The sequence below is a fragment of the Curtobacterium sp. MCPF17_001 genome (assembly GCF_003234615.1).
GTDB lineage: Bacteria > Actinomycetota > Actinomycetes > Actinomycetales > Microbacteriaceae > Curtobacterium.
In genome coordinates this window covers 12834-37596 of record NZ_QKSL01000009.1, presented here as the reverse complement: position 1 = coordinate 37596, position 24763 = coordinate 12834, and the positions used below count along the sequence as shown (strand labels likewise).

Here is a 24763-nt window from a genome sequence, read left to right as displayed (position 1 = left end):
CTGTCTCGGCCGGTCCGGCCGGGGTCGGTCTGGAGGCTCGGCTCAGCTCTTGACGGCGCCCTGCGTCACGCCGCTGATCACCCAGCGCTGCGCGAACAGGTAGACGACGATCGTCGGCGCCATCGCCATCAGGTACGAGGCGAAGGCGACGTTGTAGTTCGTGCCGAACTGGCTCTGGAAGATGTTCTGCACGACGGGCAACGTCTGCAGTCCGGGGTCGGCGGTGATGAGCGACGGCATCATGAAGTCGTTCCAGCTGGCGAGGAACGCGAAGATGCCGACGGTGGCGTTCATCGGCCCGAGCAACGGCAGGATGACGCGCCAGAAGATCTGCCACGTGGAGGCGCCGTCGATGCGGGCGCTCTCCTCCAGCTCGACGGGGATGGACCGGAGGAACGCCGAGTACAGCAGCACGCTGAACGACAGTTGGAACATGGCGTGCAGGATCGCGACGCCGACGGGGTTGTCCAGCGAGATCATCGCGGTGAGCTTGATCTGCGGCAGGGCGACCACCGGGAACGGCAGGAACATCGCGGCGAGCAGGTAGACGAACGACCAGCGGAAGAACCGGCGGTGCCAGTTCCGCACGATCGCGTACGACGCGAACGAGCTGAGCAGCAGGGTCGCGACGACGGTGAGCGCGGCGACGCCGAGCGACACCGAGAACGAGATCGGGAAGCGCGTGAGCTGCCACGCCTCGGCGAAGCTCGCCGGGTTGAACGGCAGCGGCAGGGACAGGGCGTTCCCGTCCACGGCCTGCGCGCTCGTCTTGAACGCCATCGCGACGGTGACGTACAGCGGGATGAGGACGCTCAGCGAGGCGATCGCCAGGATGACCGTCAGCGGCCAGTTCACCCGGTCGAGCCGGCGGCGACGCGGTTGACCGGGGGCGGTGCGGGCTGCTGCGGTCGCGGGGGACCGGGTGTCGATGGCGCTCATGCGAGTCGGAGGTTCCTTCCGCGCGTCACTGCGAGCTGCAGGACCGAGATGAGGACGGTGATGATGAAGAAGACGGTCGCGTTGGCCATCTGGTAGGCGTAGTCGCCGCTGGTGAAGCCGGTGAAGATCGTCATCGCGACACTGCTCGTGGCGGAACCGGGTCCGCCGTTCGTCAGGCCGACGATGACGTCGTAGGCGCCGAGGTAGCCCTTCACGCCGAGCACCGTGTTGATCACGATGAACCCGCTGATGAGCGGCAGGGTGATCGACCGCAGCTGCTTCCACGTGCCGGCGCCGTCGAGCGAGCTGGCCTCGTAGACGTCCGACGGGATCGAGGTCAGCCCCGCCGTGTAGATCAGCAGGGCGCCGGGGATCGTCTGCCAGGCGGAGACCACGACGATGGCGAGCCACGCCAGGTTCGGGTCACCGAGGATGCTCTGCTCGAGCGGGCCGAAGCCGACGGAGGTGGCGAACGCCGGCAGCGTGTTCGAGAACATGTAGTTGAAGACGTAGGCGACGACGATCCCGGACACCACCATCGGGATGACGAACACCGACCGCAGGCCGGCGGCGAAGCGAACGCGCTTCGACAGGGCGACGGCGAGCGTCAGCGCGATCACCTGGGTGACGATGACCGTCACGACCGCGAAGCCGAGCGTGAACCCGTAGGACCCGAGGATCGCCGGGTCGGACACGAGTGCGCGGTAGTTCGCCAGTCCCAGGAAGTGCCACTGCCCGAACCCGAGGTAGTCGGTGAAGCTGTAGAAGATGCCCACGCACGCCGGGGCGACGACGAACGCCGTGAACAGCACGAGCGCGGGGACGAGGAACAGGTAGTACATGCCCTCGGTGCGGTGCAGCGAGCCGACGCGTCGGTGCACCCGGGTCGCTGCCGTGGCGGGACCGGGACGCGGGTCCTGCGTCTCGGGGGTCAGTGGGGTCTGCATGGTCATGGTCGCTCCTGGGTTCCGGGTTCGGTCCGACGGGTGCTGTTCGCGCCGGTCAGACCGTCGCCGAGCGTCCGGCGAGGCGTCGCCAGTCGGTGTCGAGCCGCCGCAGCATCGAGTCGAAGTCCCCGCTGCGGATGGCCGTCTGCAGGTAGTTCCCGAGCGGGATGGAGGTCGGGATGAAGGTGCCGGCGCCCTGGTAGAAGGCGCCGTCGTCGACGTAGGACTGCAGGCCGGCGATGCGCTCGTCGGTCTGCGGGGTCGCGTCCTCGGTGGTCGAGAACGCCAGGTTGTCGAGGTTGTAGGCGTTGATGACGTCCGGCTGCATGAGGAACTCGACGAGCTGCTGTGCCTGGTCGGGGTTCGACGTGGTGGTGGGGATCCAGAGGCCGAGGTCGATGTTGACGCGGGCCTTCCGGTCGCCCGGGTCATTCGACACCGGCAGCGCGAACGTGCCGACCGGCAGGTCCTCGTCGACCAGGGCGATCTGGCTCAGCGCCCACGGTCCCTGCAGGTACATCGCGGCCTTGCCCTGCCCGAAGGCGAGGTTGCCGTCGGCGTAGGAGCGGGTGGCGTGGTCGGGGTTGAAGAACGACGAGATCGTCTTCGCGCGCTCCATCGGCAGGGCGAAGTCCTTCTCGAACGACACCTCGGCGTCCGGGCCGACGTCGGTGCCCAGGGCCTTCATCTTCCGGAAGAACGAGCCGGTCTCGACCAGGCTGCCGACCGAGTAGTCGAACAGGCCCTGCCAGAGGGTCCAGGTGTCGCGGTCGGTGGCGTAGACCGGGGTGATGTCGGCCTTCTGCAGCGCCGTGCAGACGTCGACGAACTCGTCCCAGGTCGTCGGCACGGGCAGGCCCTGCTCGGCGAAGATCCGCTTGTTGTAGATGACCCCGGCGGCCGCGAGCGAGAACGGCAGGACACTCGTGCGGTCCTCGTACTTCGCGTACTGGTTCGTCAGGCCGTCGATGCTCTTGCGGACCCGGCCGGCGGCGGGGAGGCCGCTGAGGTCACTGAGCACCCCGCGCTCGATGTAGCGGGCGAGCTCCAGGTTGTCGTTGAAGCACCCGACGTCCGCGGGTTCGCCTCGGACGAACTGCGGTGCGATCGCGACGGTGCTGTCGTGCACGACCCGCATGCCCCGGTTCTCCTTCTCGAACCGTCGGAGCAGGTCGTCGAAGTAGGCGATGACCTCCTGCTTCTGCTCGTAGAAGCGCAGGGTGGTCCCACCCGCAGCGGTGCCGGCGGCCGAGGGAGCCGAACAACCGGCGAGCGTCAGGGTCCCGAGGCCGAGTCCGCCGACCGCGCCCGCCAGGAACCCGCGGCGGCTCAGCGCCGTCCGTGCCGTTGTGCTGCTCATGACCATGGTCACTCCCTCGTGCGCTCCGTCGCGCACGCCAATCTTTACAGCGCTGTAAACCGAAAGTCAACGACCCGACCACGCCACCGGTGGGAGCCCCGGTGAGCGGGGTCGGGTCGGACACCGGACACCGGACCCCGGCGGGCAACCGCTCGACGGGGTCCGGTGTCGTCAGCCCGGGGGTCGTCCGGGCGTCGACCTCAGTCGGCGTCGACGACGACCGCCGTGATGACCGGGGTGCGGCGGTGTCGACGGAGGAACCACCGCTCGAGCCCCTCGGCGATGGCGTGTTCCGCCGCGGCGCCGTCGATGTGTCCGCGCCGGGTGGCTTCGGCGATCGCCTTCGACGCGACCTGTTCGGCGTGGGTCCTCCAGCCGGCCTCCTCGACGAAGCCCTTCGGCAGGAACTCGACCGGGTCGACGAGCCGCTGCGTGCCCTCGTCGAAGATGCCGAGCACCGTGATGTGCCCCTCTTCCGCGAGCGACAGGCGGTCCTTCAGGGCCGCCTCGGTCGCGATGCCGATGGTCGATCCGTCGACGAAGACGTACGGGGCCGGGATGCGCCCCGCGATGCGGGCCTTGCCACGATCGAGGTCGACCACGACGCCGTCCTCGACGACGAGGACACGGTCCTCCGGGACACCGGTCCGGACTGCCAGCTCGGCGTTCGCCACGAGGTGACGCCACTCGCCGTGCACGGGCAGGACGTTCTTCGGCTTGACGAGGTTGTAGCAGTAGACCAGTTCGCCGGCGCTGGCGTGACCGGACACGTGCACCTTCGCGTTGCCCTTGTGCACGACCGTGGCACCCCAGCGGATGAGGCCGTTGATGACGCCGTAGATCGCGTTCTCGTTGCCCGGGATCAGGGAACTCGCCAGCAGGATCGTGTCGCCCTCGCCGACCTTGATGATGTGCTCGCGACGTGCCATCCGCGACAGGGCGGCCATCGGCTCGCCCTGGGAACCGGTGCAGATCAGGACGCTCTTGTGGTCGGGGAGCTTCCCGAGCTGCTTGAGGTCGACCACCAGGCCGTCCGGGATGTGCAGGTAGCCGAGGTCGGCGGCGATGCCCATGTTCCGGACCATGGACCGGCCGACGAAGGCGACCTTCCGGCCGTGGCGCTTCGCGGCGTCGAGGACCTGCTGGATCCGGTGCACGTGGCTGGCGAAGCTCGACACGACGATGCGCTTCGGTGCTTCGCGGAACACCCGGTCGATCGCCGGACCGATCTCCTGCTCGGCCGTCGTGAAGCCGGGGACCTCGGCGTTGGTCGAGTCCGTCATGAACAGGTCGACGCCGGCGTCGCCGAGCCGCGCGAACGCGTTCAGGTCCGTCAGACGGTGGTCCAGCGGGAACTGGTCCATCTTGAAGTCACCCGTGTGCAGCACCGTGCCCGCGCTCGTGCGGATCGCGACGGCCAGACCGTCGGGGATGGAGTGGTTGACCGCGACGAACTCGAGGTCGAAGGGGCCGGCCGAGTGCTCGTCGCCGGCGGCGACCTCGTGCGTGACGGGGGTGATGCCGTGCTCCTGGAGCTTCGCCGTGATGAACGCGAGCGTGAGCTTCGACCCGATGACGGGGATGTCCGGGCGTTCCTTCAGCAGGTAGGGCACCCCACCGATGTGGTCCTCGTGCCCGTGGGTGAGGACGATGCCGTCGATCTCGTCGAGCCGATCGCGCACGGCCGTGAAGTCGGGCAGGATCACGTCGATGCCCGGCTGCGTCTCTTCCGGGAACAGCACACCGCAGTCCACGACGAGCAACTTGCCGCGGTGTTCGAAGAGCGTCATGTTCCGGCCGACGTCACCGAGTCCGCCGAGCGGAGTGACGCGCAGGGCGCCGCGCTTGAGCGGTGCGGGTTGCTTGAGGTCGAGGGCGTGCTGGGGAGCGGGCATGGCGGCGATGTGCCTTTCATCGGTGTGGCTCGGTCGCGCAGCGGAACACGCGGGTCGTGAGCGGCTCCGCCGTTCGCGTCGCTGGTGAGCGCGAGGGGGCCGTTCGGTCGCCGCGAGGACTCCTGCAGCGAGGTACCGCCGACCAGCGTAGGCGAGATCGACGGCGAGCCGATGACGGCGAGCCCGACGACCGCGGTGTCAGGCGTAGCGGCGAGCTGCCCGGAGCGCCGCGTCCGTGTAGGAGCCGCCGAACAGCAGGACGTGCAACAGCAGGGGTGCGAGCTGGTGCAGCTCGACGCGCTCCTGCCACCCGGGGGCCAGGCGCGACTCGGCGTCGTACGCGGCCAGGACGGTCTGCAGTCGGGGCAACCCGAACAATGCGAGCAACGCCAGGTCCGTCTCGGCGTGCCCGCCGTGCGGGTTCGCGTCGATGAGCACCGCGCCCGTCGGCTCGGACGCATCCCGCGGCCACAGCACGTTCCCCGCCCACAGGTCACCGTGCAGCCGGGCGGGTCCGTCCCCCACCAGCGCGGGCTGCGGCGAGCCGAGCGTGCCGTCCTCCAGGCGGTCGCACACGCGCTCGAACACCGCGGCCTCGGACCCGTCGTAGCCGCCCGCGTCGACGATGCGCTGCACGTAGTCACGGATCCGGTACTCGGCGAAGAACTCGCCCCAGTTGCCCGGTGCCTCGGTCGCGGGGACGAACGGTGTCCGCGAGCGGCCCATCCGCAGCGGCCCGTTCGCCGGGAACCCGGGCGACGGTGCTCCCCAATGCGACGCGCCGGCAGCGTGGGTGTGGGCGAGTGAGCGGCCGAAGCGCTCCGCCTGGGCGGTCGACGGTGCCCTGTCGGAGACGAACTCGAGTTCGAGCACCGTCGGGCGCGGACGAGCCAGGACCCGGGCGACGCGGGTGCCGCCGGCGTCCTCGGCCTCGGCGAGCCACTCGAGTCCGGCCGCCTCGGCAGCGGCCTCGTCCGGGCTGGTGAAGGTCTTGACGTAGGTCTCCGACATCACCCCATCCTGCCGAGCGCGCCTGGTGACCGGGTCGACGTGGATGCCGCTCACACCGCGTCGACCAGCGCCCGCGCCAAGGGGTGCCACGGTCGGGACGACGGTCCGGACAGCACCAGGGTCCGCTCGTACCGCGGTGCCACCGGCAGCATCACGAGCCCGGCGGGCAGCATCACGCGGCCGAGCGTCGGCACGATCGACACCCCTTCGCCGCGCTCGATCATGCCGAACATGGTGCTCATCTCCCGGACGCGGTGGGCGTACCGGAAGGGCTGCCCGGCGATCTCGTGCATCCGCTGGATCTGGTGCTCGCAGCCCCCGCCGCCGGCGACCAGGCCGTCGTCGTGGAGGTCGTCGAGCGTCAGCGCCTCGGCTCCGGCGAGCGGGTGGTCGCGCCGGACCACGGCGGCCATCTCGTCCGTCGCCACGACGACCCCGCCGTCGGGGACGGTGACCGGGTCGACGAGCACGGCGGCGTCCACGGTGCCGGCCTCGAGCCACTCCGGCATCTCGTCGTCGTCGCCCTCGTAGACCTGCACGTCGACGTCCGGCAGCGTCACCGACCAGAGTTCCCGGAGCCGGGGGAGCAGTCCCTGGCACACGGTCGGCACGGCGGCCAGGCGCACGGTGCCGCGGGCCGTGGCGGGCCGGACCACGGCCTCCAGGGCGTCGACGGAGGCGAGCACGCTGCGGGCGTGGGCCAGCAAGCGGTCGCCCAGTGGGGTCGGGGCGGTGGCCGTGCCACGGCGGAGCACGGGACCGCCGACCTCGCGTTCCAACCCGGCCACGGCGTGTGAGACGGCGGACTGGCCGACCCCGAGGACCACGGCCGCCGTGGTGAACGAGCCGGCGTCGACGGTGGCGACGAAGGCCCGGAGCTGCGGGAGCGAGACGGTCATGCGTGTCCTTCATGTCGACATGAGGTCCATGCGTTTGCCGCATGTGCGTGCTGTGCCGAGACTAGGCCACATGAACGCCCTCCTCTACGTGCTCGTCGCCCTGACCTGGGGCTCGAGCTTCTTCTTCGCGAAGATCGGGCTCGACGGTCTGGCACCGCAGCAGGTCGCCACCGTCCGCACCGTGCTCGGTGCGCTGACGCTCGTCGTGGTGCTCCTGGTCACCCGTCGACGTTGGCCGCGCGAGAAGCGCGTCTGGGGGCACCTGCTCGTCGTCGCGGTGTTCCTCAACGCGGTGCCGTCGTCGCTGATGGCGTGGGCGGAGCAGACCGTGCCGTCGGGACTCGCGAGCATCTACAACGCCACGACGCCGATCATGACGCTGCTGGCGTTGGCCGTCCTGGTCCCCACCGAGCGGCTCACCCGCCGGCAGGTCGGTGGGGTCGTCCTGGGCATCGTCGGGGTGCTGGTCCTGGTCGGACCGTGGGACGTCCTCGGCGATCCGCAGGTGCTGGCGAGTGTCCCCGGGCAGGTCGCGCTGCTCGGCATGACCGCCTCCTACGGCATCGGCCTCGCCTGGCTCCGCCGCTTCGGCGTCGGCGGCGGGTACGACCCGACCACCGTCGCGACGGTGCAGCTCACCCTGGCCGCCGGGCTGATGCTCGTCGTCGCGCCCGTCGTCGCCACCGGTCCGGTGCAACTGGACTGGAGGATCGTGGGCGCCATGGTCGCGCTCGGCGCCGTCGGCACCGGGCTGGCCTACGCATGGAACACCCGGTTGGTCGGCGCGTGGGGCGCGGGGCGCGCCTCCACGGTGACCTACCTGACACCGGTCGTCGGCGTCGCGCTCGGCGTCCTGGTGCTCGGCGAGCCGCTGCGGTGGAACGAACCGGTCGGCGGGCTCGTCGTGCTCGCCGGGATCGCGCTGGCCTCCGGGCTGCTCGGGGCACGGCGTCGCCGCCGCACCAGGGCGGTCGCCGACCCCGTCGAGTCCGCGCCCGACGAGCCGTCCGTCACCGACCCGTCGGCACCTGCTGGCGCAGCGGCTGCGTACTCGTCTCGTGCAGACCGCGACCCGTCGTCTCCGGTGCCATGACCTGCGACAGGATCCCGCCGGCGACGCACACGGCCGCCGCGATGAGCATGCACGCCCCGATGCCGATCGACGAGATCCCGACCGGCAGCAGGAACGTGCCGGCAGCAGCACCGATCCGGCTGCAGGCGGCGGCGAAGCCGACCCCGGTGGAGCGGACCTCGGTCGGCAGCACCTCGATCGGGTAGACCGCGGTCAGGTTGCCCTGGGCGGCGTTCATGAACGAGAACACCGCGAAGCAGAGCACCACCACGACGGCGGGTGCCGACCCCCAGACCCCGACCACGGCCAGGGCGACCGCCATGATCCAGAACGGCGGGATGAGCTGGCGACGACGGCCGAGCCGTTCGATCGTGAGCATGCCGACGAACGCACCGACCGCAGCCATCGCGTTGACCGTGATGGTGCCCGCGGCCTCGTTCTGCAGGCGAAGGGCGTCGAGCACCGTCGGCGCGAACGTGAAGATCGCGAAGTACGGGGCGACGTTGCACGCCCAGAACAGCGAGATGAACGCCAGTCGCTGCCGGTTGTCCTTCGAGAACAGCACCCGGTAGCCGCCCGCGCGCTGCTCCTCGGCCGCGTACTGCTCCTCGCGGAAGTACGCCTCGCCGCCCAGGTGCGCCGTGACGATCGCCCGTGCCTCGTCCACCCGGCCGCGGGACAGCAGCCACCGCGGCGACTCCGGGAACCCGATGCGCGCGATCGCGGTGACCACCGCGGGCAGGGCACTCGTGACGAGCACCCACCGCCAGCTGAGGTCGAACGCGTCGATCATCACGTACGCGGTGACGACGGCGATCAGGTAGCCGCCGTACCAGCAGACGAGCAGCCCGGAGAGCCGTCGCCCGCGGTCCGCCGCCGGCGCGAACTCGGCGAGCATCGCGGCACCGATGGCGTACTCCGCACCGATCGCGATCCCGAGCAGCACCCGGACGACGAACAGTTGCCACCCGTCGGCGACGAACGCCTGCGCGAGTCCGAGCACGATGAACGCCAGCACGTCGATCGTGAAGACCCGCCTCCGCCCGAACCGGTCGGTCAGCCACCCGGCGAGGGGCGCCCCGATGAAGATCCCGATCAGGGAACTGGCCCCGATCAGCCCGGCGAGCACCGGGTCCAGCCCGAGCGCGACGGTGATCGCGGGGAGCGCGACGCTGATGACACCCAGGTCGAAGCCGTCCAGGCCCTCACCCCAGGCGCAGGCGAAGGTCATCCGACGCAGGAAGCCCGTGCGGCCGGGCGGGGTGTTCGTCGTGGTGGTCATGGTCGTTCCTCCCGCGCCGGGGGTCGACGCTGCTCGGAACCTAGGCCGCGTCCGACCGGACACGACCCAGGATGTCCACGGAGCGGGACCGGCCGTCCACCGCTTCCGTACGCTGGCCGGGTGACCTCTCCGCGCAGGCCCTCCACCATCCGCCTGCTGTTCGCGTCCTCGCACCCGGGTCCCACCGTCACCGTCACCGTCCTGGCGGCGGTCATCGCCACCGCGGTCGGGTATCCGTTCCGGGTCGTCGTCCTGGTGGCGCTCGCCGTGGTCGCCGGGCAGCTGTCGATCGGGCTCGCCAACGACTGGATCGACGCCGACCGGGACCGCGCGGTCGGGCGGAGCGACAAGCCGGTCGCCCGCGGGATCATCGCCGTCACCACGGTCCGGACCGCCGCGTTCGTGACAGCCGGGGTCGCCGTCGTGCTCTCGCTGTTCCTCGGACCGGTCGCCGCCGTCGCGCACGTCGTGCTGGTCGCAGCCGGGTGGGCCTACGACGGGGGACTGAAGCGGACGGCGGCCTCGGTCGTGCCGTTCGTCGTCGCGTTCGGCCTGCTGCCGGTCGTCGCGGTCGCCGCCGGACCGGACGGCGGCTGGCCGGCGACGTGGGCGATCGCCACCGGGGCGGTGTTCGGCGTCGCGATCCACTGCACGAACGTCCTGCCCGACCTGGTCGACGACGCGGCCACCGGTGTCCGGGGGTTCCCGCACCGCCTGGGGCTGCACGCGTCCGGCATCGTGGCGTTCGGTTCGCTCGTCGTCGCTGCCGTCCTGGTGCTGGTCGGGCAGCTCGGCGGGGACGACCCGGTCCGCGGTGCCGGTGCGGTGCTCGCGGTCCTCGGTGCCGTGGTCGTGGTCGTGCTCGCGGCGGTCGGGGTGCGGCTCGTGCTCACCGGTCCGCCGACCCGCACCCTCTTCCGGCTCGTCATCGCGTCGTCACTCGTGCTCGTCGTCGAGCTCGGGATCGCGGGGGCCGCACTCGTCGCGTGAACCGCAGCCCGGGCGCGCCGTACAGTGCACCATGACCGAAACCACGCCGACCCCCCACCTGCTCCGGCTCGGGGTGCTGGCTGTCTCCCGGAAGGCCGACGAACGTCGCCTGCCGATCCACCCCGCCCACTTCGGGCGCATCGACCCGGACCTCCGCGCACAGATGGTGCTGGAGCGGGGGTACGGGGACCGGTTCGGCGTCCCGGACGGTGACCTCGAGCCGCTCGTCGCCGGGATGGCCACGCGTGCGGAGATCATCGCCACGTCCGACGTGGTGCTCCTGCCGAAGCCCCTGGCCGCCGACCTCGCCGACCTCCGCGACGGCCAGGTGCTCTGGGGCTGGCCGCACTGCGTGCAGGACCAGGCCCTGACGCAGCTCGCGATCGACAAGCGCCTGACCCTGATCGCCTGGGAGGCGATGAACCACTGGCGCGAGGACGGCGGCTTCGGCCTGCACGTCTTCCACAAGAACAACGAGCTCGCCGGGTACTGCTCGGTGCTCCACGCCCTGCAGCTCTGCGGCTCCACCGGGGACTACGGCCGACGCCTCACCGCCGTCGTGATCGGGTTCGGGGCCACCGCGCGCGGAGCCGTCACCGCGCTGAACGCGCACGGCGTCCACGACGTCCGCGTCCTGACCAACCGGGACATCGCGGCGGTCGGGTCACCGATCCCGTCGGTCGACATCCTGCAGTTCGAGCACGACGACCACACGCCCTTCGCGAGCACGGTCCGGACACCCGACGGCCCGGTGCCGCTGGCGCCGTACCTGGCGGGGAACGACATCGTCGTGAACTGCACGCTCCAGGACCCCAACGCCCCGCTCACGTACCTGCGCACCGAGGACCTCGACGCCTTCCGGCCGGGGAGTCTCATCGTCGACGTGTCGATCGACGAGGGCATGGGCTTCAGCTGGGCACGCACGACGTCCTTCGCCGAGCCGATGATCACGGTGGGCGACTCGACGAACTACTACGCCGTGGACCACAGCCCGTCGCTGCTCTGGAACTCGTCGACGTGGGAGATCAGCGAGGCGCTGATGCCGTTCCTCCGGACCGTGATGTCGGGGCCGTCGGCCTGGGCGGAGTCCGACACCATCCGTCGTGCAGTGGAGATCGAGGACGGCCGGGTCCGCAACGACGCGATCCTCGCGTTCCAGGGTCGTGCGCCCGAGTACCCGCACGCCGTGACCGCCTGACCCCGGTCGCGCCGAGCCCGGTCCGTCCCTGGTCGGACCGGGCGGCCGACCCGGCGCGCAGGCCGGCGCTCGCGTTCTGCGGACAGGACCGTGCCCCGACGTGCACCGGCGCGGGTCCGGTCGTATCCTCGGCGCACGGTCACGCAACGGTGCGTGACGGGACATCGAAGAGGACCGGCCATGCCAGTTGTCGACGTGACACGAACGACCACCCCCGCGCTCGGACGGGACGGCGCGCAGCTGTCCTGTCCCCGGTGTTCCCGCCCGCTGCGCGTGGCGCGGAACCAGTACTACGGCGTCGGTCTCGCCGTCCACGAGTGGCTGCACGTCTGCCCCGTGTGCCCCTGGTTCGCGTTCGCACCGTCCCCCACCGCGGCGGCGGTCGTGTCCGGTGAGCGGCGCGCCCTGCCCCGGTGGGCGGCCCTGTTCCAGCGGTACGGACGGCACCGCACCGCCCGTTGAGCAGCGCCGGGAACGGTTCCGGCTACGCCCACGCCATCGCGTAGAGCCGGGCGAGCGCACCGGAGGTCGGGAGGGTCAGGACGGACCGGAGCAGTGCCTCCCGGCCGATGCCGACGGCGTCCGGGACGGCACGGCCGAGGGCCATGTTCGCCTCGGCCTGCCGACCCGCTCGACGGGCGGCGGCCTGCCGGCGGCGCGCGTAGGACGGCCACGGGCCGGCCTCGCCGGTCCGCACCGCGTCGGCGAGCAACGGTCCGAGTTCCGCGGCGTCCAGCCAGCCGAGGTTCATGCCCTGCCCGCCGATCGGGCTGATCTCGTGAGCTGCGTCACCGACCAGGACCACGCGGCCGACACCGACACGTTCCGCGGTGCGGCGTCGCACCCGGAACGCGCTGAGCATCGAGCAGGTGGTCGGATCCGGTGCGACGCCGGTCCGTCCGCGGACGATCGCCGCCAGCCGGGAGGCCCGTCCCGCCTCCGGTGCGTCCGCTGCGGTCGCCGGGGCGGCCGGGTCGACGAGCGGGTCGTCGGCGTGCAGCAGGGCGACGTAGCGCCGGCGACCATGGGGGAGGGGGAAGGACTCCACGACCCCGGCCGGCCCGACGTCGACGAGCGCCGTCGCGCGGGCGTCCGGGGCCTCGGGGTCGGCGAAGTCGCCCATCACGTACCGATCCGGGTAGTCCCGGCCGGTCGTGCCGATGCCGAGCAGGTCGCGGACGACGCTCCGGGCGCCGTCGGCACCGACCACGAACGAGGCCCGGACGGTGACGGTCCGGCCGTCCTGGTCGGTCCCGGTCGCGTCCACGTGGTCGGCGTGCCGGGCGAGGTCGACGAGCGTGGTGCCGGTGCGGAGGGCCTCGGGTGCGCCGGCGTCGAGACGTCCGCGCAGCAGGGTCTCGGTGCGGTGTTGGTCGAGCGTCGCCACGTAGGGGTGCGTGTCCGAGGCGCGGGCGAACGACAGCGCGCCGAGGACCCGACCGCGACTACGGGCGACGCCGGTACGGACGAGCACGGCCTCGGCGAGCACCGGGCCGGCCAGGTCGAGGTCGGCGAACGCGTCGAGGGACGGCGGGTGGATCCCGATGGCGCGCGAGCCGACCGGGTCGGTGGTCCGGCGTTCCCAGACCTGGACCGCGGTGCCGCGTGCTGCGAGGAGCGCGCCGAGGAACAGGCCGACCGGTCCGCCGCCGACGACGAGGACGTCCGTGGTGTCCGTGGTCACGGGGAGAGCCTACGCACGACCGTGATCGCCGACGGCAGGAGTGCGGATCCCGACCCCCGAAGAGCCTTTTGACGGTGCCGACCCCCGACTGCCACGATGCCTCCGTGTCCACGATCGACGAACTCCGCGCGACCGCGCACCCCATCCGCCTGCGACTGCTGTCCCTGCTGACGGGCGTCGCGATGAGCGCCGCGGAGGCCGGACGGGAACTCGGGCTGTCCCAGGCGACCGCGAGCTACCACCTCCGGGTCCTCGAGCGGGCCGGGCTCGTCCGGGTCGTCGAGGTCGTCCGACTGCGGGGTGGCGAGGCGAAGCGCTACCGACACGAGGCCTCCTCGGTGCCGTTCGACGCCCACGAGGTGCATCCGCTCGACCCCGAGGCGGCCGAGGACCGGCTGGTGTACCTCGACGCCGTCGCCGAGGAGCTCCGCCGACGCGCCCGCGACCAGGTCGACGGTCCCGGCGTCTCGACCGACGCCGAACTGTGGGTCGACCCGGAGACCTGGCGTCGTGTGGTGCAGCACATCGGCCAGGCGTCCGCGATCCTGCACGCGGCTGCCCGTCCGCCGCGGACACCCGGCACGCGTCCGGTGTCGGTCACGGCCGCCCTGTTCCCCCTCCGCCGCTCGTGAGCACCACGGTCGACCGGCTCGGTCCGCTGCGTTCCGCGCCCTTCCGGTGGCTCCTGGCAGCGCGGACGACGAGCATCCTCGGCAACGCGGTCGCCCCGATCGCCCTGGCGTTCGCGGTGCTCGACCTCACCGGGTCTGCCGCGGACCTGGGCCTCGTCGTGGCGGCCCGCTCGGTCGCGAACGTCGCGGTCCTGCTCTTCGGTGGGGTGATCGCGGACCGGTTGCCCCGCGACGTGGTCCTGGTCGGGACGTCGTCGGCGGCGGCCGTCACGCAGGCGGCGGTGGCCGCGCTCGTCATCTCCGGGACGGCGAGCATCCCGTCACTGGTGGTGCTGAGCGTCCTGAACGGGGCTGTCGCGGCCGTCAGCCTGCCCGCGGCCGGGGCGCTGGTGCCGGACACCGTGCCCGGAGCGCAGCTCCGGCCGGCGAACGCCCTGCTCCGGCTCGGGCTCAACGGCGGGAGCATCCTCGGAGCGTCGGCCGGTGCGGGACTCGTGGCGGTGGTGGGACCGGGGTGGGGGCTCGCCGTCGACGCAGCGGGCTTCGCCGTCGCCGCGGTCCTCTTCGCCCGCATGCGACTGCCGCGCGGGCGGGCCGAGGCCGATCGGTCCGAGCGCACCTCGGTCGTCGCGGACCTCCGCGAAGGATGGCATGAGTTCGTCGGCCGCCGCTGGGTCTGGATCGTCGTCCTGCAGTTCGCCGTGCTCAACGCCGCCTTCGTCGGTGCGACCGCGGTGCTCGGGCCCGTCGTCGCGGACGCCTCGTTCGGCCGGGCGGCCTGGGGGCTCGTCGTCGCCGCGCTGTCGGTCGGACTGGCGGTCGGCGCGGTGATCGCCCTCCGGTGGCACCCCCGGCACGCACTCGGCATCGGTGTGGCGCTGATGGTCGTCGCGGCGGTACCGGTCCTCGCCCTGGCGCTCCGTCCCTCCGTCCCGGCCTTGATCGTGTCGTTCGCCGTCGCCGGGGCCGCGATCGAGGTCTTCTCGATCGCCTGGGACCAGTCCCTGCAGACCAACGTGCCGCGGGACGTCCTGGCCCGGGTCTACTCGTACGACGCCGTCGGGTCGGTCGTCGCCGTGCCGTTCGGCGAGGCGCTCGTCGGACCGCTCGCGCACACCGTCGGGACCACGCCGACCCTGCTCGGCTGCGCGGTGCTCATCGTGGTCGCCACCGTGGTCGCCGCCGTCACCCCGAGCGTCCGCCGCGTCACGGTCCAGGAGGCTCCTCCGGCCTGATCCGCGGGACTGTCCGCGAACCGCACGGCCGTCGTCGTCTGCCCGCGCTCCCACCCGCTCCGGTGTTCCGTACCGGGCGGATCGAACACCAGCACGAGCACCACGCCAGGAGGCAGCCATGAGCACACCCGACGACGACACCCGGCCCGTCCGTCACGCCGGAGCGAGCGACGGCACCGGTCCGGAGGGAGCGCACCGTGACGGCGAAGCCTCGCACGCCGTCCCGGCACACGACCAGGACGGACCGGACGGGGCCCGGAACCAAGGGACCCGGAACGACGGGACCCGGGACGGGGCAGCGGCAACGGCCGTCGGCGGCGGCGCCGCCCGCGCCGACCGCGGTCCGACCCAGCGCGAGAGCGTCCTGGAGCGCGAGAAGGACGAGTTCGCCGGCTTCAAATGGGGCTCGGCGTTCTTCGGCTGGCTCACCGCCACCGGTACCGCCGTCATCCTCACGGCGGTGCTCACCGCGGTCGGCGCGGGCGTCGGCCTCGGCCAGAACGCCGGTGACGTCGACAGTGCCGCGAAGGACGTCACGAAGAACGGCGACGTCGTCGGCATCGTCGGCGCCATCGCCCTCGCGGTGATCCTGTTCGTCGCCTACGTCGCCGGTGGCTACGTCGCCGGCCGGATGGCGCGCTTCTCCGGGGCCAAGCAGGGTGTCGCGGTGTGGATCTGGGCGGTCGTCATCGCGATCGTGGTGGCGATCGTCACCGCCGTCGCCGGCAGCCAGTTCAACGTGCTCGGGAACCTCAACAGCTTCCCGCGCATCCCCGTCGACGAGGGCACCCTGACCGTCACGGGCATCATCACCGTCGTCCTGGTCGCGGTGATCAGCCTGGTCGGCGCCGTCCTCGGTGGGCTGGCCGGCATGCGGTACCACCGCAAGGTCGACCGCGTCGGCCTCGGTCGCTGACGTCCGGCTCCGACCACCCGGGGAACGCCCGCGTCCACAACCCCACAGCACGAACGGAAGGAACGACCATGATCGACACGAACACCATCAACAGCGTCTTCGGCGCCAAGGTCATCGACCCGGACGGCCAGAAGGTCGGCACCGTCAAGCAGGTCTACGTCGACAACGAGGACGGGCACCCCCTCTTCGCCAGCGTCTCGACGGGGCTCTTCGGCACGTCGGAGTCCTTCGTCCCGCTCGAGGGCGCCGACCTGACCGGTGACGAACTCCGGGTGGCCTACGACAAGGACCGCATCAAGGACGCCCCGCGCATCGACGCCGACGGCGACCTGAGCGACGACGAGCAGGACCGGATCTTCGACCACTACGGCCTCGGCAGCGGTGCCGCGGGCACGACCGGCACCGGCGACGGCACGAGCACCGACACGGGCGCGGACGACGGCACGATCGGCGTCGACCCCGACCTGACCCCGACCGACCCCGCTGCCGCAGGTCCGCACCACACCGGCGACACGTCCGGACGTGACCTCCCCGCCACCGACGACCGCGTGGCCGGAGCGGCCGGGTACGACACCACCGCGGACGCGGCAGGCGTCGCCGACAGCGATACGGTCACCGGCCGCGACACGACGGACACCGACCGTGGCGTGACCGACACGACCGCGTCCGCCGGGCACGACACGACCGCGTCCGCCGGGCACGACACGTCGGGGCCGGACACCGACGATGCGATGACCCGGTCGGAGCAGCGCCTCGACGTCGGCACGCAGCGCGTCCAGACGGGCCGCGCCCGTCTCCGCAAGCACGTCGTGACGGAGCAGCAGAACGTCACCGTGCCGGTGCAGCACGAGGAACTCCGCGTCGAGACCGAGCCGATCACCGACGGCAACGTCGGTGCTGCGACCGACGGCCCGGACCTGTCCGAGGAGGAGCACGAGGTGACCCTCAGCGAGGAGCGCGTCGTCGTCGACAAGGAGACCGTCCCGGTCGAGCGCGTCCGCCTCGGCACCGAGACCGTCACCGAGCAGCAGCAGGTGTCTGAGGACGTCGCGCACGAGGAGATCGACCTCGACCAGGACGGCGACACCCGCCGCTGAACCGTCAGGACCACTGCGGTCCGGTCCGCGACCGGACGGGAGGCCCAGTGCCGGTCGGCACCCGGGCCCCCTCCGGCCGACACCGTCCCGCCGCGCCAGCGGCGGGACGGCCGTGTCGGGTGGGAGCCTCCCGTCCGTGGTTCCACCGGAACGCACGACGCGGTCTCCGATCTGTCCGGGGCACTACCGTGTGCGCATGGCCGAGACGGATGCGCCCCAGACCGATGAGCCACCAGCGGGCGAGCTGACGCCCGCGCAGCACATCGACGCGATGATCGCGGCGCACCCGGACTGGCGCGGTGCGGTCCTCGCCGACGCCCGCGCCGCGGTGTTGGCCGTCGATCCCGCGATCGAGGAGACGTGGAAGTGGCGCGGTGCCCCGGTGTGGGAGCTCGACGGCATCCTCGTCGTCGGCAACGTCTTCAAGCAGGCCGTGAAGCTCGGCTTCATGTACGGCGCGTCCCTCGACGACCCGGACGGTCTCTTCAACGACGAGCTCGGCGGCAACCAGCGCCGCGCGATCAAGTACTCCGCCGGTGACCCCGTCGACGTCCCGGCGTTGCAGGCGCTCGTCCGTCGGGCGATCGAGCACAACCACACCCGACGCCAGGCCGGTCGCCGGCGTTAGCTCGTGGCGGCGCTCCGCGCGGCCCGGTCCTCGGTGACCAGGCGGTGGGCCTCCCGGGTGCGGGCGCGGAGCTTCTCGACGGGGACCTCGACCGCGTAGGCCGCGCCGATCGACACCACGACCGCGGCGGCGAAGAGCCAGACGTCGCCGAACCAGCCGATCGCGAACGTGCCGAGCAGCGCGATGACGAGCGGGTGCCAGAGGTACGCGGAGTACGAGACCCGGCGGCCGAACCAGGCGACGGGGGTCCAGGAGAGCGCCGCCGACACCGGGGTGCGGACCGAGACCAGGCCGCCGATGAGCACCGCGGCGAAGACCCCGGTGACCGGCATGAGCAGCCCGAAGGTCCAGGCGTGCTCGGTCCAGTCGTCGTCGATCCAGAACTGCACGCCGAGGACCGCAGCCGCACCGGCCCAGGTACCGATGTGTCCGGCGAGACCTGAGGCGAACGAACGGAAGCGCTCGTCGTCGAGCAGCAGCGCGAGCAGGCACCCCGTGGCGAGCGGGACGACGCCGAGCACGGGCGAGAAGTACACGTCCGGGGTCGATCCCCCTGAGGGCGTGCGGTAGCTCAGCCAGGCTGCTGCCGAGGCGCCGACGACCACGGCGGACAGGCCGGTGACCAGCGTGCGCCGGCGTCGTCCCAGGGCGAACAGGAGCACGAGCACCGGCGGCCAGACCAGGTAGAACTGCTCCTCCATCGACAGGCTCCACGTGTGCGCGAAGACGCCCTGCGTGGTGTCCCAGAACGACCGGTAGAGGTTGCCGGTGTAGGTCAGGGCGATGAACGCGGCCTCGCCGGCCGAGAACGAAGCACCCTTGTAGTCCCCGACCCAGTTCCAGAGCAGCAGCCCGGCGACCACGAGTGCGAGGAGCGCCGGGTAGAGCCGGAGCAGCCGCTTCCACCAGAACGACCCGAGCCGGATCATGCCGGTCTTCCGACGTTCACCGAGGAGCAGCGTGGTAATCAGGTACCCGGAGAGCACGAAGAAGACGGTCACGCCGATCCACCCGCCCTCGAACTGCGGCACGTGCAGGTGGTAGAGGACCACGATGACGATCGCGACCGTGCGCAGGCCGTCGAGGGCCAGGGCGCGGTGCACGAGCGGAGCGGGTGAGGCCGTACCGGTCGGGACGGCCGGGGTCCCCGCCTCGGGGACGGTCCTCCGGGCTGGCGCCGGGGCTGCGGTCCGGGTCATCCCGCCAGTGTGCTCCGGGAGTCCAAGAACGGGCTCAGTGCGCTCCGGTCACCCAGCGGTCAGGCGTGCTGTCGACCCAGCGTGCTCGCCAGGGCCTCCAGCCGTTCGGTCGCCAGGTCGGGCATCGTCCGCGTCTCGCCCGGGGAGATCCACTGCGCGAACGCCAGGTGGAACACGGTCACGCCGGACTGGGCCACGAGGGTCGCGGCCGGCTCCGGGACGTCGCGGTCGCGGAGGAGCTCGGCGAGCCGGGTGCCGAGGCCGGACAGCTTCGCCAGCTCCCGTTCGCCGAGCGCTGGTTCGGCGTCGATCACCCGCTGGCGGGCGCGGGACCACTCGCGGCGGTCCTCGGGGAAGAACGCTCCGGCGCCCGCCAGCGCCCGCGCCACGAGTTCGAGCGGCGGAGTGCCGGCCGGGGCCTCCTGGATCGGGCCGACGAACATCTGCAGGAAGTCGTCCTGGCCGGCGAACAGGACCTCGCGCTTGTCGGCGAAGTGCCGGAAGAAGGTGCGTTCGGTGACCTGGGCGGCACGGGCGATGTCGGCGACCGTGGTGGTCTCGAAGCCGCGGTCGAGGAACAGCTGCAGCGCGGTCCCCTGCAGTCGCTGCCGCGTCCCGGGTTGCCATCTCGCCATGCCCGGAGTCTACCGAGCGATGACGGTGATGACAGCCGCTGCCATCGGGTGTACGGTTCCTGATGTCAGCAACTGACATCATCGAGAAGGGCACCACCATGCACGTGTTCGTCACCGGAGCCTCCGGCTGGATCGGCTCCGCCACCGTCGACGAGCTCCTCGCCGCCGGCCACCGCGTCACCGGGCTCGTCCGGTCGGACGCAGCCGCCGCGTCCGTCCAGGGGAAGGGCGCCGAGGTCCTCCGCGGCGACCTCGACGACCTCGCGGCCCTGCGTCGCGGAGCCGAAGCCGCCGACGGGGTCGTCCACCTCGCCAACAAGCACGACTGGGCACACCCGGAGGAGACCAACGCCGCCGAGCGTGCCGCGGTCGAGACCCTCGGCGGGGTCCTCGTCGGCAGTGACCGGCCGTTCGTCGTCGCCTCCGGCGTTGCTGGACTCACCGCCGACCGCCCCGCCATCGAGGACGACCCGAACCCCTTCGTCGGTCCGCAGGCCATGCGCGGCGGCAGTGAGAACCGCGCGCTCGACTTCGTCGACCAGGGCGTGCGCACCGTGATCGCGCGGTTCGCCCCGACCGTGCACGGGCACGGCGACCACGGGTTCGTCGCGCTGCTCACCGCGGCGGCGCGGCGCCACGGGGTCGCCGCGATGATCGGCGAGGGGACGAACGGCTGGGCCGCGGTGCACCGCACCGACGCCGCTCGACTGGTCCGGCTCGGCCTCGAGAGCGCCCCCGCGGGCACCCGGATGCACGTCACCGCCGAGGACGCCGTCCCCACCCGCGACATCGCGCAGGCGATCGGGGACGCCCTCGGTGTGCCGGTCACCTCGGTCGAGGCCGCCGACGCGATCGACCACTTCGGCTTCCTCGCCCCGTTCTACGGCATGCCGATGGCTGCCTCGTCGACCGCGACACGCGAGCTCCTCGGCTGGCAGCCGACCGGGCCGACGCTGCTCGACGACATCGCCGACGGCGCGTACACGGCGCCGCGCGGCTGACGGTCCCGCCCGACCACGTGACAGACGGGAGGCTCCCCACCGGTCCGGTGGGGAGCCTCCCGTCCGTCATGTGGCGACGTCTGTCATCGCGTGGCGGCTACTCCGCCTTCTGCAGCTGCCAGGGCTCCGGCTCGCGGTCGCCGTTCGGGCGGACCGGACGGACGTCGCCGACGATCGGGATCGAGCGCTTCCGCATGAACCACACGTAGCGGACGAAGAAGTGGGTCAGCGTCGACATGCGGTTGCCGTTGCCGAGCAGGCTGGTGATGTGGACGAACACCCACGCCGCCCAGGCCACGGGGCCGACCATCGTGATGCCACCACGCAGTTGGGCGACCGCGGCGTTCGTGCCGATCGTCGCCATCGTGCCCTTGTCGAAGTACTTGAACCGTTCGGTCGGCTTGCCGGCCAGGCGACGCTTGATCTGCTCGGCGACGTGCTTGCCGCCCTGCAGCGCCGGCTGCGCGAGCTGCGCGAGCGCGTCGTCCTGCGCGGCGATGTCGCCGGCCGAGAAGACACGGTCCACGCCCTTCACGCTGAGGTCGTCGTTCACCTGGATGCGGCCGCCGTGGGTCTGCGGCAGCCCCCAGTTGCCGACCTCCTTGTGTGCCGACACACCCGTCGCCCAGATCACCTGCGAGGCGGGGATGACCTCGCCGCCGGCCAGGCGGACGCCGTCGGGCATGACCTCCTCGACACCGGAGTTCAGCCGCAGGACGACGCCGCGCTTCAGCAGGATCTTCGCCGCGTACCGGCGCAGTCGCGGGGCGAACGGCTTGAGGAGCTCGCCGCTGCGGTGCACGAGCGTGATCGAGATGTTGCCGCGTTCGATCTCCGGGTACGCACCGACCAGCGCCTGGTCGCGGAGTTCCGCGAGTGCCCCCGCCATCTCGACACCGGTCGCACCGCCACCGACGATGACGACGCGGATCTCGTCCGGACCCTGCTTCGCCGCGGCCTGCTCCAGGCGCGTGAACAGCTCGTCACGGATGCGGAGTGCCTGCGAGCGGGAGTACATCGAGTACGCGTACTCGTAGGCGCCGGGCGTCCCGAAGTAGCTCGTGTTCACGCCGTTGGCCAGGATCAGGTAGTCGTAGTGCAGGTGCTCGCCGTCCGACATCTCGGCGATCCGCTCGTCGTGCCGGATGCCGGTGAGCAGACCGTGGCGGAAGTCGGCGTTCGACTGCCGGGCACGCAGGCTGCGGAGGAAGTACGTCACGTCACCCGCGTTCAGGCCGCCGGTCGCCACCTGGTACATGAGCGGCTGGAACATGTTGTAGACGTGGCGGTCGACGAGCGTGACCCGGACCGGAGCGTCCTTCAGCTCACGCATGGCGGCGATCCCGGCGAATCCACCGCCGACGATGACGACGTGCGGGCGGGTGTCCTGCGGCATGGTGAGCTCCGGTTTCGTGCGGTCTGGGCCACCCAGAAGGGTACGCCGATCGCGCGCACCCGCCGTCCACCCCTGTGGCTGACGGCCGGGAGGCGCGGCTTCAGGCCGCCGACTCGGCGTACCGCCCGTAGGTGCTCAGGACGTTGCCCTTGCTCGTCACGGAGTTCGCGACCAGCCGGAGGCGCGTGGGCGGGTCGGTCGGCTCGAACAGCTTCCGACCGCGGCCGGCGACGGCCGGGTGGATCATCAGCTGCAGTTCGTCGAGCACCCCGGCGAAGAGCAGGCTGCGCACCAGGGTGACGCTCCCGCACACGGCGATGTCCGCTCCGTCACGCTGCTGCAGCTCGCGGACGAAAGTGGGGACGTCGCCGGTGATGCGCGTGCTGTTCTCCCACGCCAGGTCGTCGCCGAGGGTGGTGGATGCCACGTGCTTCTCGATCGGGTTGATCCACTGGCCGAAGGGGTCCTCCGGGTGGGCGGGCCACCACTCCGACCACTCCAGGTAGCTGTTCCGGCCGAGCAGCACGGTGTCGGTGGCGTCCATCCACGCGGTCATGCCCGCGCCGAGTTCGTCGTCGAAGCTGTCGTACTGGAACTCGTACGGGTCCTGCACGACACCGTCGACCGAGGTGAAGAGCCCCGCTGTGACCTTGCGCATGGGCGCGAGCGTAGCGCTGGCCGGAGTCGGAGCACCAGGGCCTGCGCCCGCGCCGCGGTCAGTTGCCGCTGCCGTCCGTCCCACTGTCGGTCTGGCCGCGGGGGCCGAAGCCGGGGCCGGAGAACGACGCGCCGCCGTGCGCTCCGCCGACCGCGTGGCCGACCGCGAAGCCGACGCCGCCGCCGACGAGCAGTGCTGCGAGACCGACGGCCACCGCCACGATCGGCCAGAACCACGGCGGTCGCGGTGTGGTCCGTCCGGTCGGTGCCGGAGCGGGGGTGCCGGACCAGGCCGGGGGAGCGGGGTGCGTCCCGGCGGGAGCGGGACGAGCGCTGTCGGGGCCCGACTGCGGGGCGGCGGTGACGGTGCCCGCGGTCGGGCCGGTGGGGGCGGGTGCCGGGGCAGCCGACCAGTCGTCGGGGCGCCGTCCGGAGGGGTTCGTGTCGGTCATGAGAGCAGTGCACCGCGTCGACCTTGCAGGAGTCGAAGACGGTGCTGACTCCCCGCTGCGGATCGTTCACAGGCAGCGGGTGGTGAGCCGCCTAGTCTCAGGGGATGCGTGCTCTCGTCGAGACCGTCCGGATCGACGGACACCCCGTGCGCTTGCGCACCCTCGCCCCGGCAGGACGCGTCCGGGACGCCCTCGCTCCGACCATCGTCCTGGTGCACGGCATCGGCATGTCCCACCGGTCGTTCCTCCGGGTGCAGACACTGCTCTCGCAGACGCACCGGACCGTCTCGGTCGACCTGCCCGGGTTCGGTGGACTGACCCGTGCCGGGCGCAGGTTCCAGGTGGACGAGTACGCCGACCTCGTCGTCCGCGCGGTCACCGCTCGTGGCATCAGCGACCTGGTCGTGATGGGGCAGTCGATGGGCACGCAGATCGCCGTCGCCGCCGCCCTCCGCCACCCCGACGTCGTCAACTCCGTGGTCCTGGTCGGGCCGGTCGTCGACGACCGGCGGCGCTCGCTGCCGCGTCTGGGTGCGCAGCTCCTGCTCGACTGCGCGATCGAGGGCCTCCGGATGAACGTCATCGTCTTCGGGGACTACCTCCGGAGCATCCCGCAGTACGCCCGGGAACTCCTGCCCATGCGGGACTTCCGGATGCTCGACAGCGTCCGGGCCCTGACCGTGCCGGTGCTCGTGATCCGCGGCGAGCAGGACCCCATCGCCAAGCACGACTGGGTGGAACGGCTCGTGGCCGCCGCGGACGCGGGCGCGCTCGTCGAGCTCCCCGGGCCCCACCACGTGCAGGAACACCAGCCCGTCGCCGTCGCCCGTCTCGTCGACGAGTTCCGTCGCGTCCAGACCCTGGAGGCGACCCGGGACGGCGTCCCCCTGTGACCGGCGCGACCGCCGGGACGAGCCCGGTCCGGGTCGGACTGGTGCGTCGTGCGCGATGGGCGCTCCTCGACTGGGTGTACGCCGTGGTGTGGCAGGTCAGGAGTCTCGGGCCCACGACCGCCGACGACTACCGCTCCGGCGACCGGCAGGCCGTGATCGTGATCCCCGGCGTCTACGAGACGTGGCACTTCATGCGCCCCCTGATGGACGTGCTCCACGACCGCGGCCACCCGGTGCACGTGCTCACCGTCCTCCGGCACAACCTCAAGCCGGTGCCCGTCTCGGCGGAGGAGGTGATGGCCTACCTCGACGAGCACGACTTGCACCGGGTGCTCGTCCTCGCGCACAGCAAGGGCGGCCTGATCGGCAAGTACGCCATGACCCGACTGGACCCGCACGGCCGCATCGACCGGATGGTGGCGGTGTCGACGCCGTTCGCCGGGTCGAAGTACGCCGTCCTGGCACCCGTCCGACACCTCCGGGTGTTCCGCGCCGCCGACCCGGTGCTCGCGGGCCTCGCGCGGGAGCTCGACGCGAACACCCGGATCACCTCGGTCTACGCGGTCTTCGACACGCTCATCCCCGGCGGCAGTGAGCTCGCCGGGGCGGAGAACGTGCGGCTGGACCTCGGCGGCCACTTCCGGATCCTCGCCGACCGGCGCACCGCGGCCGCCGTGCTGCGGGCGGCGGACGGCGACTGACGGCGTCGCTGCCGCTGGTGGTGGCGCTCGGGCCGGCACTACGC

General features: G+C 71.9%; 25 protein-coding genes. 12 read left to right on the top strand and 13 right to left on the bottom strand.

Annotated features, from left to right (window positions below):
• Positions 1–42 precede the first annotated feature (42 nt).
• The 6 genes from DEJ24_RS09915 to DEJ24_RS09890 all read right to left on the bottom strand — a co-directional run bounded on the left by DEJ24_RS09915 (position 43) and on the right by DEJ24_RS09890 (position 7051).
• On the bottom strand, positions 43–939 hold the full coding sequence (locus tag DEJ24_RS09915; RefSeq protein WP_111078488.1) for a carbohydrate ABC transporter permease: 897 nt from the start codon (positions 937–939) through the stop codon (positions 43–45).
• On the bottom strand, positions 936–1892 hold the full coding sequence (locus DEJ24_RS09910) for a carbohydrate ABC transporter permease (protein WP_110904877.1): 957 nt from the start codon (positions 1890–1892) through the stop codon (positions 936–938). Before DEJ24_RS09910 ends, DEJ24_RS09915 begins: the two co-directional genes overlap by 4 nt.
• Before the next feature lie 49 nt (positions 1893–1941).
• The gene (locus DEJ24_RS09905) at positions 1942–3246 is read right to left on the bottom strand and encodes an ABC transporter substrate-binding protein (protein ID WP_258374780.1); all 1305 of its coding nucleotides are present in this window, start codon (positions 3244–3246) and stop codon (positions 1942–1944) included.
• Between the two features lie 200 nt (positions 3247–3446).
• Positions 3447–5141, bottom strand: a complete 1695-nt coding sequence (locus tag DEJ24_RS09900) for a ribonuclease J (protein WP_111078487.1) — start codon at positions 5139–5141, stop codon at positions 3447–3449.
• Between the two features lie 198 nt (positions 5142–5339).
• Positions 5340–6152 carry a fructosamine kinase family protein gene (locus DEJ24_RS09895; RefSeq protein ID WP_111078486.1) on the bottom strand — a complete coding sequence of 271 codons (813 nt, stop codon included), beginning with the start codon at positions 6150–6152 and terminating at the stop codon, positions 5340–5342.
• A gap of 50 nt (positions 6153–6202) precedes the next feature.
• Positions 6203–7051, bottom strand: coding sequence for a LysR family transcriptional regulator (locus DEJ24_RS09890; protein ID WP_111078485.1), 849 nt, complete (start codon positions 7049–7051; stop codon positions 6203–6205).
• Positions 7052–7121: 70 nt separating this feature from the next.
• On the opposite strand from DEJ24_RS09890, the gene DEJ24_RS09885 reads away from it, so the two are divergent.
• On the top strand, positions 7122–8144 hold the full coding sequence (locus DEJ24_RS09885; RefSeq protein ID WP_111078484.1) for a DMT family transporter: 1023 nt from the start codon (positions 7122–7124) through the stop codon (positions 8142–8144).
• On the opposite strand, the gene DEJ24_RS09880 is transcribed toward DEJ24_RS09885, so the two are convergent.
• Entirely contained in the window at positions 8062–9405 is a 1344-nt protein-coding gene (locus DEJ24_RS09880) for an MFS transporter (protein ID WP_111078483.1), read from the bottom strand. The two genes, DEJ24_RS09885 and DEJ24_RS09880, sit on opposite strands and share 83 nt — an antisense overlap.
• A gap of 120 nt (positions 9406–9525) precedes the next feature.
• Here DEJ24_RS09880 and DEJ24_RS09875 point away from each other — a divergent pair, with 120 nt between their 5' ends.
• The 3 genes from DEJ24_RS09875 to DEJ24_RS09865 all read left to right on the top strand — a co-directional run bounded on the left by DEJ24_RS09875 (position 9526) and on the right by DEJ24_RS09865 (position 12055).
• On the top strand, positions 9526–10395 hold the full coding sequence (locus DEJ24_RS09875; RefSeq protein ID WP_111078482.1) for a UbiA family prenyltransferase: 870 nt from the start codon (positions 9526–9528) through the stop codon (positions 10393–10395).
• Positions 10396–10426: 31 nt separating this feature from the next.
• Positions 10427–11593, top strand: coding sequence for a N(5)-(carboxyethyl)ornithine synthase (locus DEJ24_RS09870; protein ID WP_111078481.1), 1167 nt, complete (start codon positions 10427–10429; stop codon positions 11591–11593).
• Positions 11594–11773: 180 nt separating this feature from the next.
• Positions 11774–12055, top strand: a complete 282-nt coding sequence (locus tag DEJ24_RS09865) for a hypothetical protein (protein WP_146244531.1) — start codon at positions 11774–11776, stop codon at positions 12053–12055.
• 22 nt (positions 12056–12077) lie between these two features.
• On the opposite strand, the gene DEJ24_RS09860 is transcribed toward DEJ24_RS09865, so the two are convergent.
• Positions 12078–13277: an NAD(P)/FAD-dependent oxidoreductase gene (locus DEJ24_RS09860; RefSeq protein WP_111078479.1), complete on the bottom strand. Its 1200-nt coding sequence runs from the start codon at positions 13275–13277 to the stop codon at positions 12078–12080.
• Positions 13278–13381: 104 nt separating this feature from the next.
• On the opposite strand from DEJ24_RS09860, the gene DEJ24_RS09855 reads away from it, so the two are divergent.
• From DEJ24_RS09855 to DEJ24_RS09835, 5 genes are all read left to right on the top strand, one after another.
• On the top strand, positions 13382–13909 hold the full coding sequence (locus tag DEJ24_RS09855) for a helix-turn-helix domain-containing protein (RefSeq protein WP_110904887.1): 528 nt from the start codon (positions 13382–13384) through the stop codon (positions 13907–13909).
• Entirely contained in the window at positions 13906–15144 is a 1239-nt protein-coding gene (locus tag DEJ24_RS09850) for an MFS transporter (protein ID WP_111078478.1), read from the top strand. Before DEJ24_RS09855 ends, DEJ24_RS09850 begins: the two co-directional genes overlap by 4 nt.
• Positions 15145–15262: 118 nt before the next feature.
• Positions 15263–16060 carry a hypothetical protein gene (locus DEJ24_RS09845; RefSeq protein ID WP_181436574.1) on the top strand — a complete coding sequence of 266 codons (798 nt, stop codon included), beginning with the start codon at positions 15263–15265 and terminating at the stop codon, positions 16058–16060.
• 68 nt (positions 16061–16128) lie between these two features.
• Positions 16129–17157 (top strand): DUF2382 domain-containing protein, encoded by a 1029-nt coding sequence (locus DEJ24_RS09840; protein WP_111078477.1) that lies wholly within the window; start codon positions 16129–16131, stop codon positions 17155–17157.
• A 196-nt stretch (positions 17158–17353) separates the two neighbouring features.
• Positions 17354–17785 (top strand): DUF1801 domain-containing protein, encoded by a 432-nt coding sequence (locus DEJ24_RS09835; protein WP_111078580.1) that lies wholly within the window; start codon positions 17354–17356, stop codon positions 17783–17785.
• Here the strand turns inward: DEJ24_RS09835 and DEJ24_RS09830 are convergent.
• Both DEJ24_RS09830 and DEJ24_RS09825 read right to left on the bottom strand, forming a co-directional pair.
• Positions 17782–18984 (bottom strand): acyltransferase, encoded by a 1203-nt coding sequence (locus DEJ24_RS09830; RefSeq protein WP_111078476.1) that lies wholly within the window; start codon positions 18982–18984, stop codon positions 17782–17784. The two genes, DEJ24_RS09835 and DEJ24_RS09830, sit on opposite strands and share 4 nt — an antisense overlap.
• Before the next feature lie 59 nt (positions 18985–19043).
• Complete coding sequence (locus DEJ24_RS09825; protein WP_111078475.1) at positions 19044–19619, bottom strand: TetR family transcriptional regulator; 576 nt, start codon at positions 19617–19619, stop codon at positions 19044–19046.
• 62 nt (positions 19620–19681) lie between these two features.
• Between DEJ24_RS09825 and DEJ24_RS09820 the strand changes: the two genes are divergently transcribed.
• Positions 19682–20620 carry an SDR family oxidoreductase gene (locus DEJ24_RS09820; RefSeq protein ID WP_258374779.1) on the top strand — a complete coding sequence of 313 codons (939 nt, stop codon included), beginning with the start codon at positions 19682–19684 and terminating at the stop codon, positions 20618–20620.
• Between the two features lie 97 nt (positions 20621–20717).
• Here DEJ24_RS09820 and DEJ24_RS09815 read toward each other — a convergent pair whose 3' ends face one another.
• The 3 genes from DEJ24_RS09815 to DEJ24_RS09805 all read right to left on the bottom strand — a co-directional run bounded on the left by DEJ24_RS09815 (position 20718) and on the right by DEJ24_RS09805 (position 23125).
• Complete coding sequence (locus DEJ24_RS09815; protein ID WP_110904906.1) at positions 20718–22016, bottom strand: NAD(P)/FAD-dependent oxidoreductase; 1299 nt, start codon at positions 22014–22016, stop codon at positions 20718–20720.
• Between the two features lie 100 nt (positions 22017–22116).
• Positions 22117–22674: a dihydrofolate reductase family protein gene (locus tag DEJ24_RS09810; RefSeq protein ID WP_111078474.1), complete on the bottom strand. Its 558-nt coding sequence runs from the start codon at positions 22672–22674 to the stop codon at positions 22117–22119.
• 58 nt (positions 22675–22732) lie between these two features.
• Positions 22733–23125, bottom strand: a complete 393-nt coding sequence (locus DEJ24_RS09805) for a hypothetical protein (protein ID WP_111078473.1) — start codon at positions 23123–23125, stop codon at positions 22733–22735.
• Between the two features lie 104 nt (positions 23126–23229).
• Between DEJ24_RS09805 and DEJ24_RS09800 the strand changes: the two genes are divergently transcribed.
• Entirely contained in the window at positions 23230–24018 is a 789-nt protein-coding gene (locus tag DEJ24_RS09800; RefSeq protein WP_111078472.1) for an alpha/beta fold hydrolase, read from the top strand.
• Positions 24015–24719: a triacylglycerol lipase gene (locus DEJ24_RS09795; RefSeq protein ID WP_258366353.1), complete on the top strand. Its 705-nt coding sequence runs from the start codon at positions 24015–24017 to the stop codon at positions 24717–24719. Before DEJ24_RS09800 ends, DEJ24_RS09795 begins: the two co-directional genes overlap by 4 nt.
• Positions 24720–24763: the final 44 nt, after the last annotated feature.

Bases quoted from the DNA above. Each gene is read 5' to 3' on its own strand.
- DEJ24_RS09915 (WP_111078488.1), bottom strand. From the start codon at position 939: ATGAGCGCCATCGACACCCGGTCCCCCGCGACCGCAGCAGCCCGCACC.
- DEJ24_RS09910 (WP_110904877.1), bottom strand. From the start codon at position 1,892: ATGACCATGCAGACCCCACTGACCCCCGAGACGCAGGACCCGCGTCCC.
- DEJ24_RS09905 (WP_258374780.1), bottom strand. From the start codon at position 3,246: ATGAGCAGCACAACGGCACGGACGGCGCTGAGCCGCCGCGGGTTCCTG.
- DEJ24_RS09900 (WP_111078487.1), bottom strand. From the start codon at position 5,141: ATGCCCGCTCCCCAGCACGCCCTCGACCTCAAGCAACCCGCACCGCTC.
- DEJ24_RS09895 (WP_111078486.1), bottom strand. From the start codon at position 6,152: ATGTCGGAGACCTACGTCAAGACCTTCACCAGCCCGGACGAGGCCGCT.
- DEJ24_RS09890 (WP_111078485.1), bottom strand. From the start codon at position 7,051: ATGACCGTCTCGCTCCCGCAGCTCCGGGCCTTCGTCGCCACCGTCGAC.
- DEJ24_RS09885 (WP_111078484.1), top strand. From the start codon at position 7,122: ATGAACGCCCTCCTCTACGTGCTCGTCGCCCTGACCTGGGGCTCGAGC.
- DEJ24_RS09880 (WP_111078483.1), bottom strand. From the start codon at position 9,405: ATGACCACCACGACGAACACCCCGCCCGGCCGCACGGGCTTCCTGCGT.
- DEJ24_RS09870 (WP_111078481.1), top strand. From the start codon at position 10,427: ATGACCGAAACCACGCCGACCCCCCACCTGCTCCGGCTCGGGGTGCTG.
- DEJ24_RS09865 (WP_146244531.1), top strand. From the start codon at position 11,774: ATGCCAGTTGTCGACGTGACACGAACGACCACCCCCGCGCTCGGACGG.
- DEJ24_RS09845 (WP_181436574.1), top strand. From the start codon at position 15,263: ATGAGCACACCCGACGACGACACCCGGCCCGTCCGTCACGCCGGAGCG.
- DEJ24_RS09840 (WP_111078477.1), top strand. From the start codon at position 16,129: ATGATCGACACGAACACCATCAACAGCGTCTTCGGCGCCAAGGTCATC.
- DEJ24_RS09835 (WP_111078580.1), top strand. From the start codon at position 17,354: ATGGCCGAGACGGATGCGCCCCAGACCGATGAGCCACCAGCGGGCGAG.
- DEJ24_RS09830 (WP_111078476.1), bottom strand. From the start codon at position 18,984: ATGACCCGGACCGCAGCCCCGGCGCCAGCCCGGAGGACCGTCCCCGAG.
- DEJ24_RS09825 (WP_111078475.1), bottom strand. From the start codon at position 19,619: ATGGCGAGATGGCAACCCGGGACGCGGCAGCGACTGCAGGGGACCGCG.
- DEJ24_RS09820 (WP_258374779.1), top strand. From the start codon at position 19,682: ATGTCAGCAACTGACATCATCGAGAAGGGCACCACCATGCACGTGTTC.
- DEJ24_RS09815 (WP_110904906.1), bottom strand. From the start codon at position 22,016: ATGCCGCAGGACACCCGCCCGCACGTCGTCATCGTCGGCGGTGGATTC.
- DEJ24_RS09810 (WP_111078474.1), bottom strand. From the start codon at position 22,674: ATGCGCAAGGTCACAGCGGGGCTCTTCACCTCGGTCGACGGTGTCGTG.
- DEJ24_RS09805 (WP_111078473.1), bottom strand. From the start codon at position 23,125: ATGACCGACACGAACCCCTCCGGACGGCGCCCCGACGACTGGTCGGCT.
- DEJ24_RS09800 (WP_111078472.1), top strand. From the start codon at position 23,230: ATGCGTGCTCTCGTCGAGACCGTCCGGATCGACGGACACCCCGTGCGC.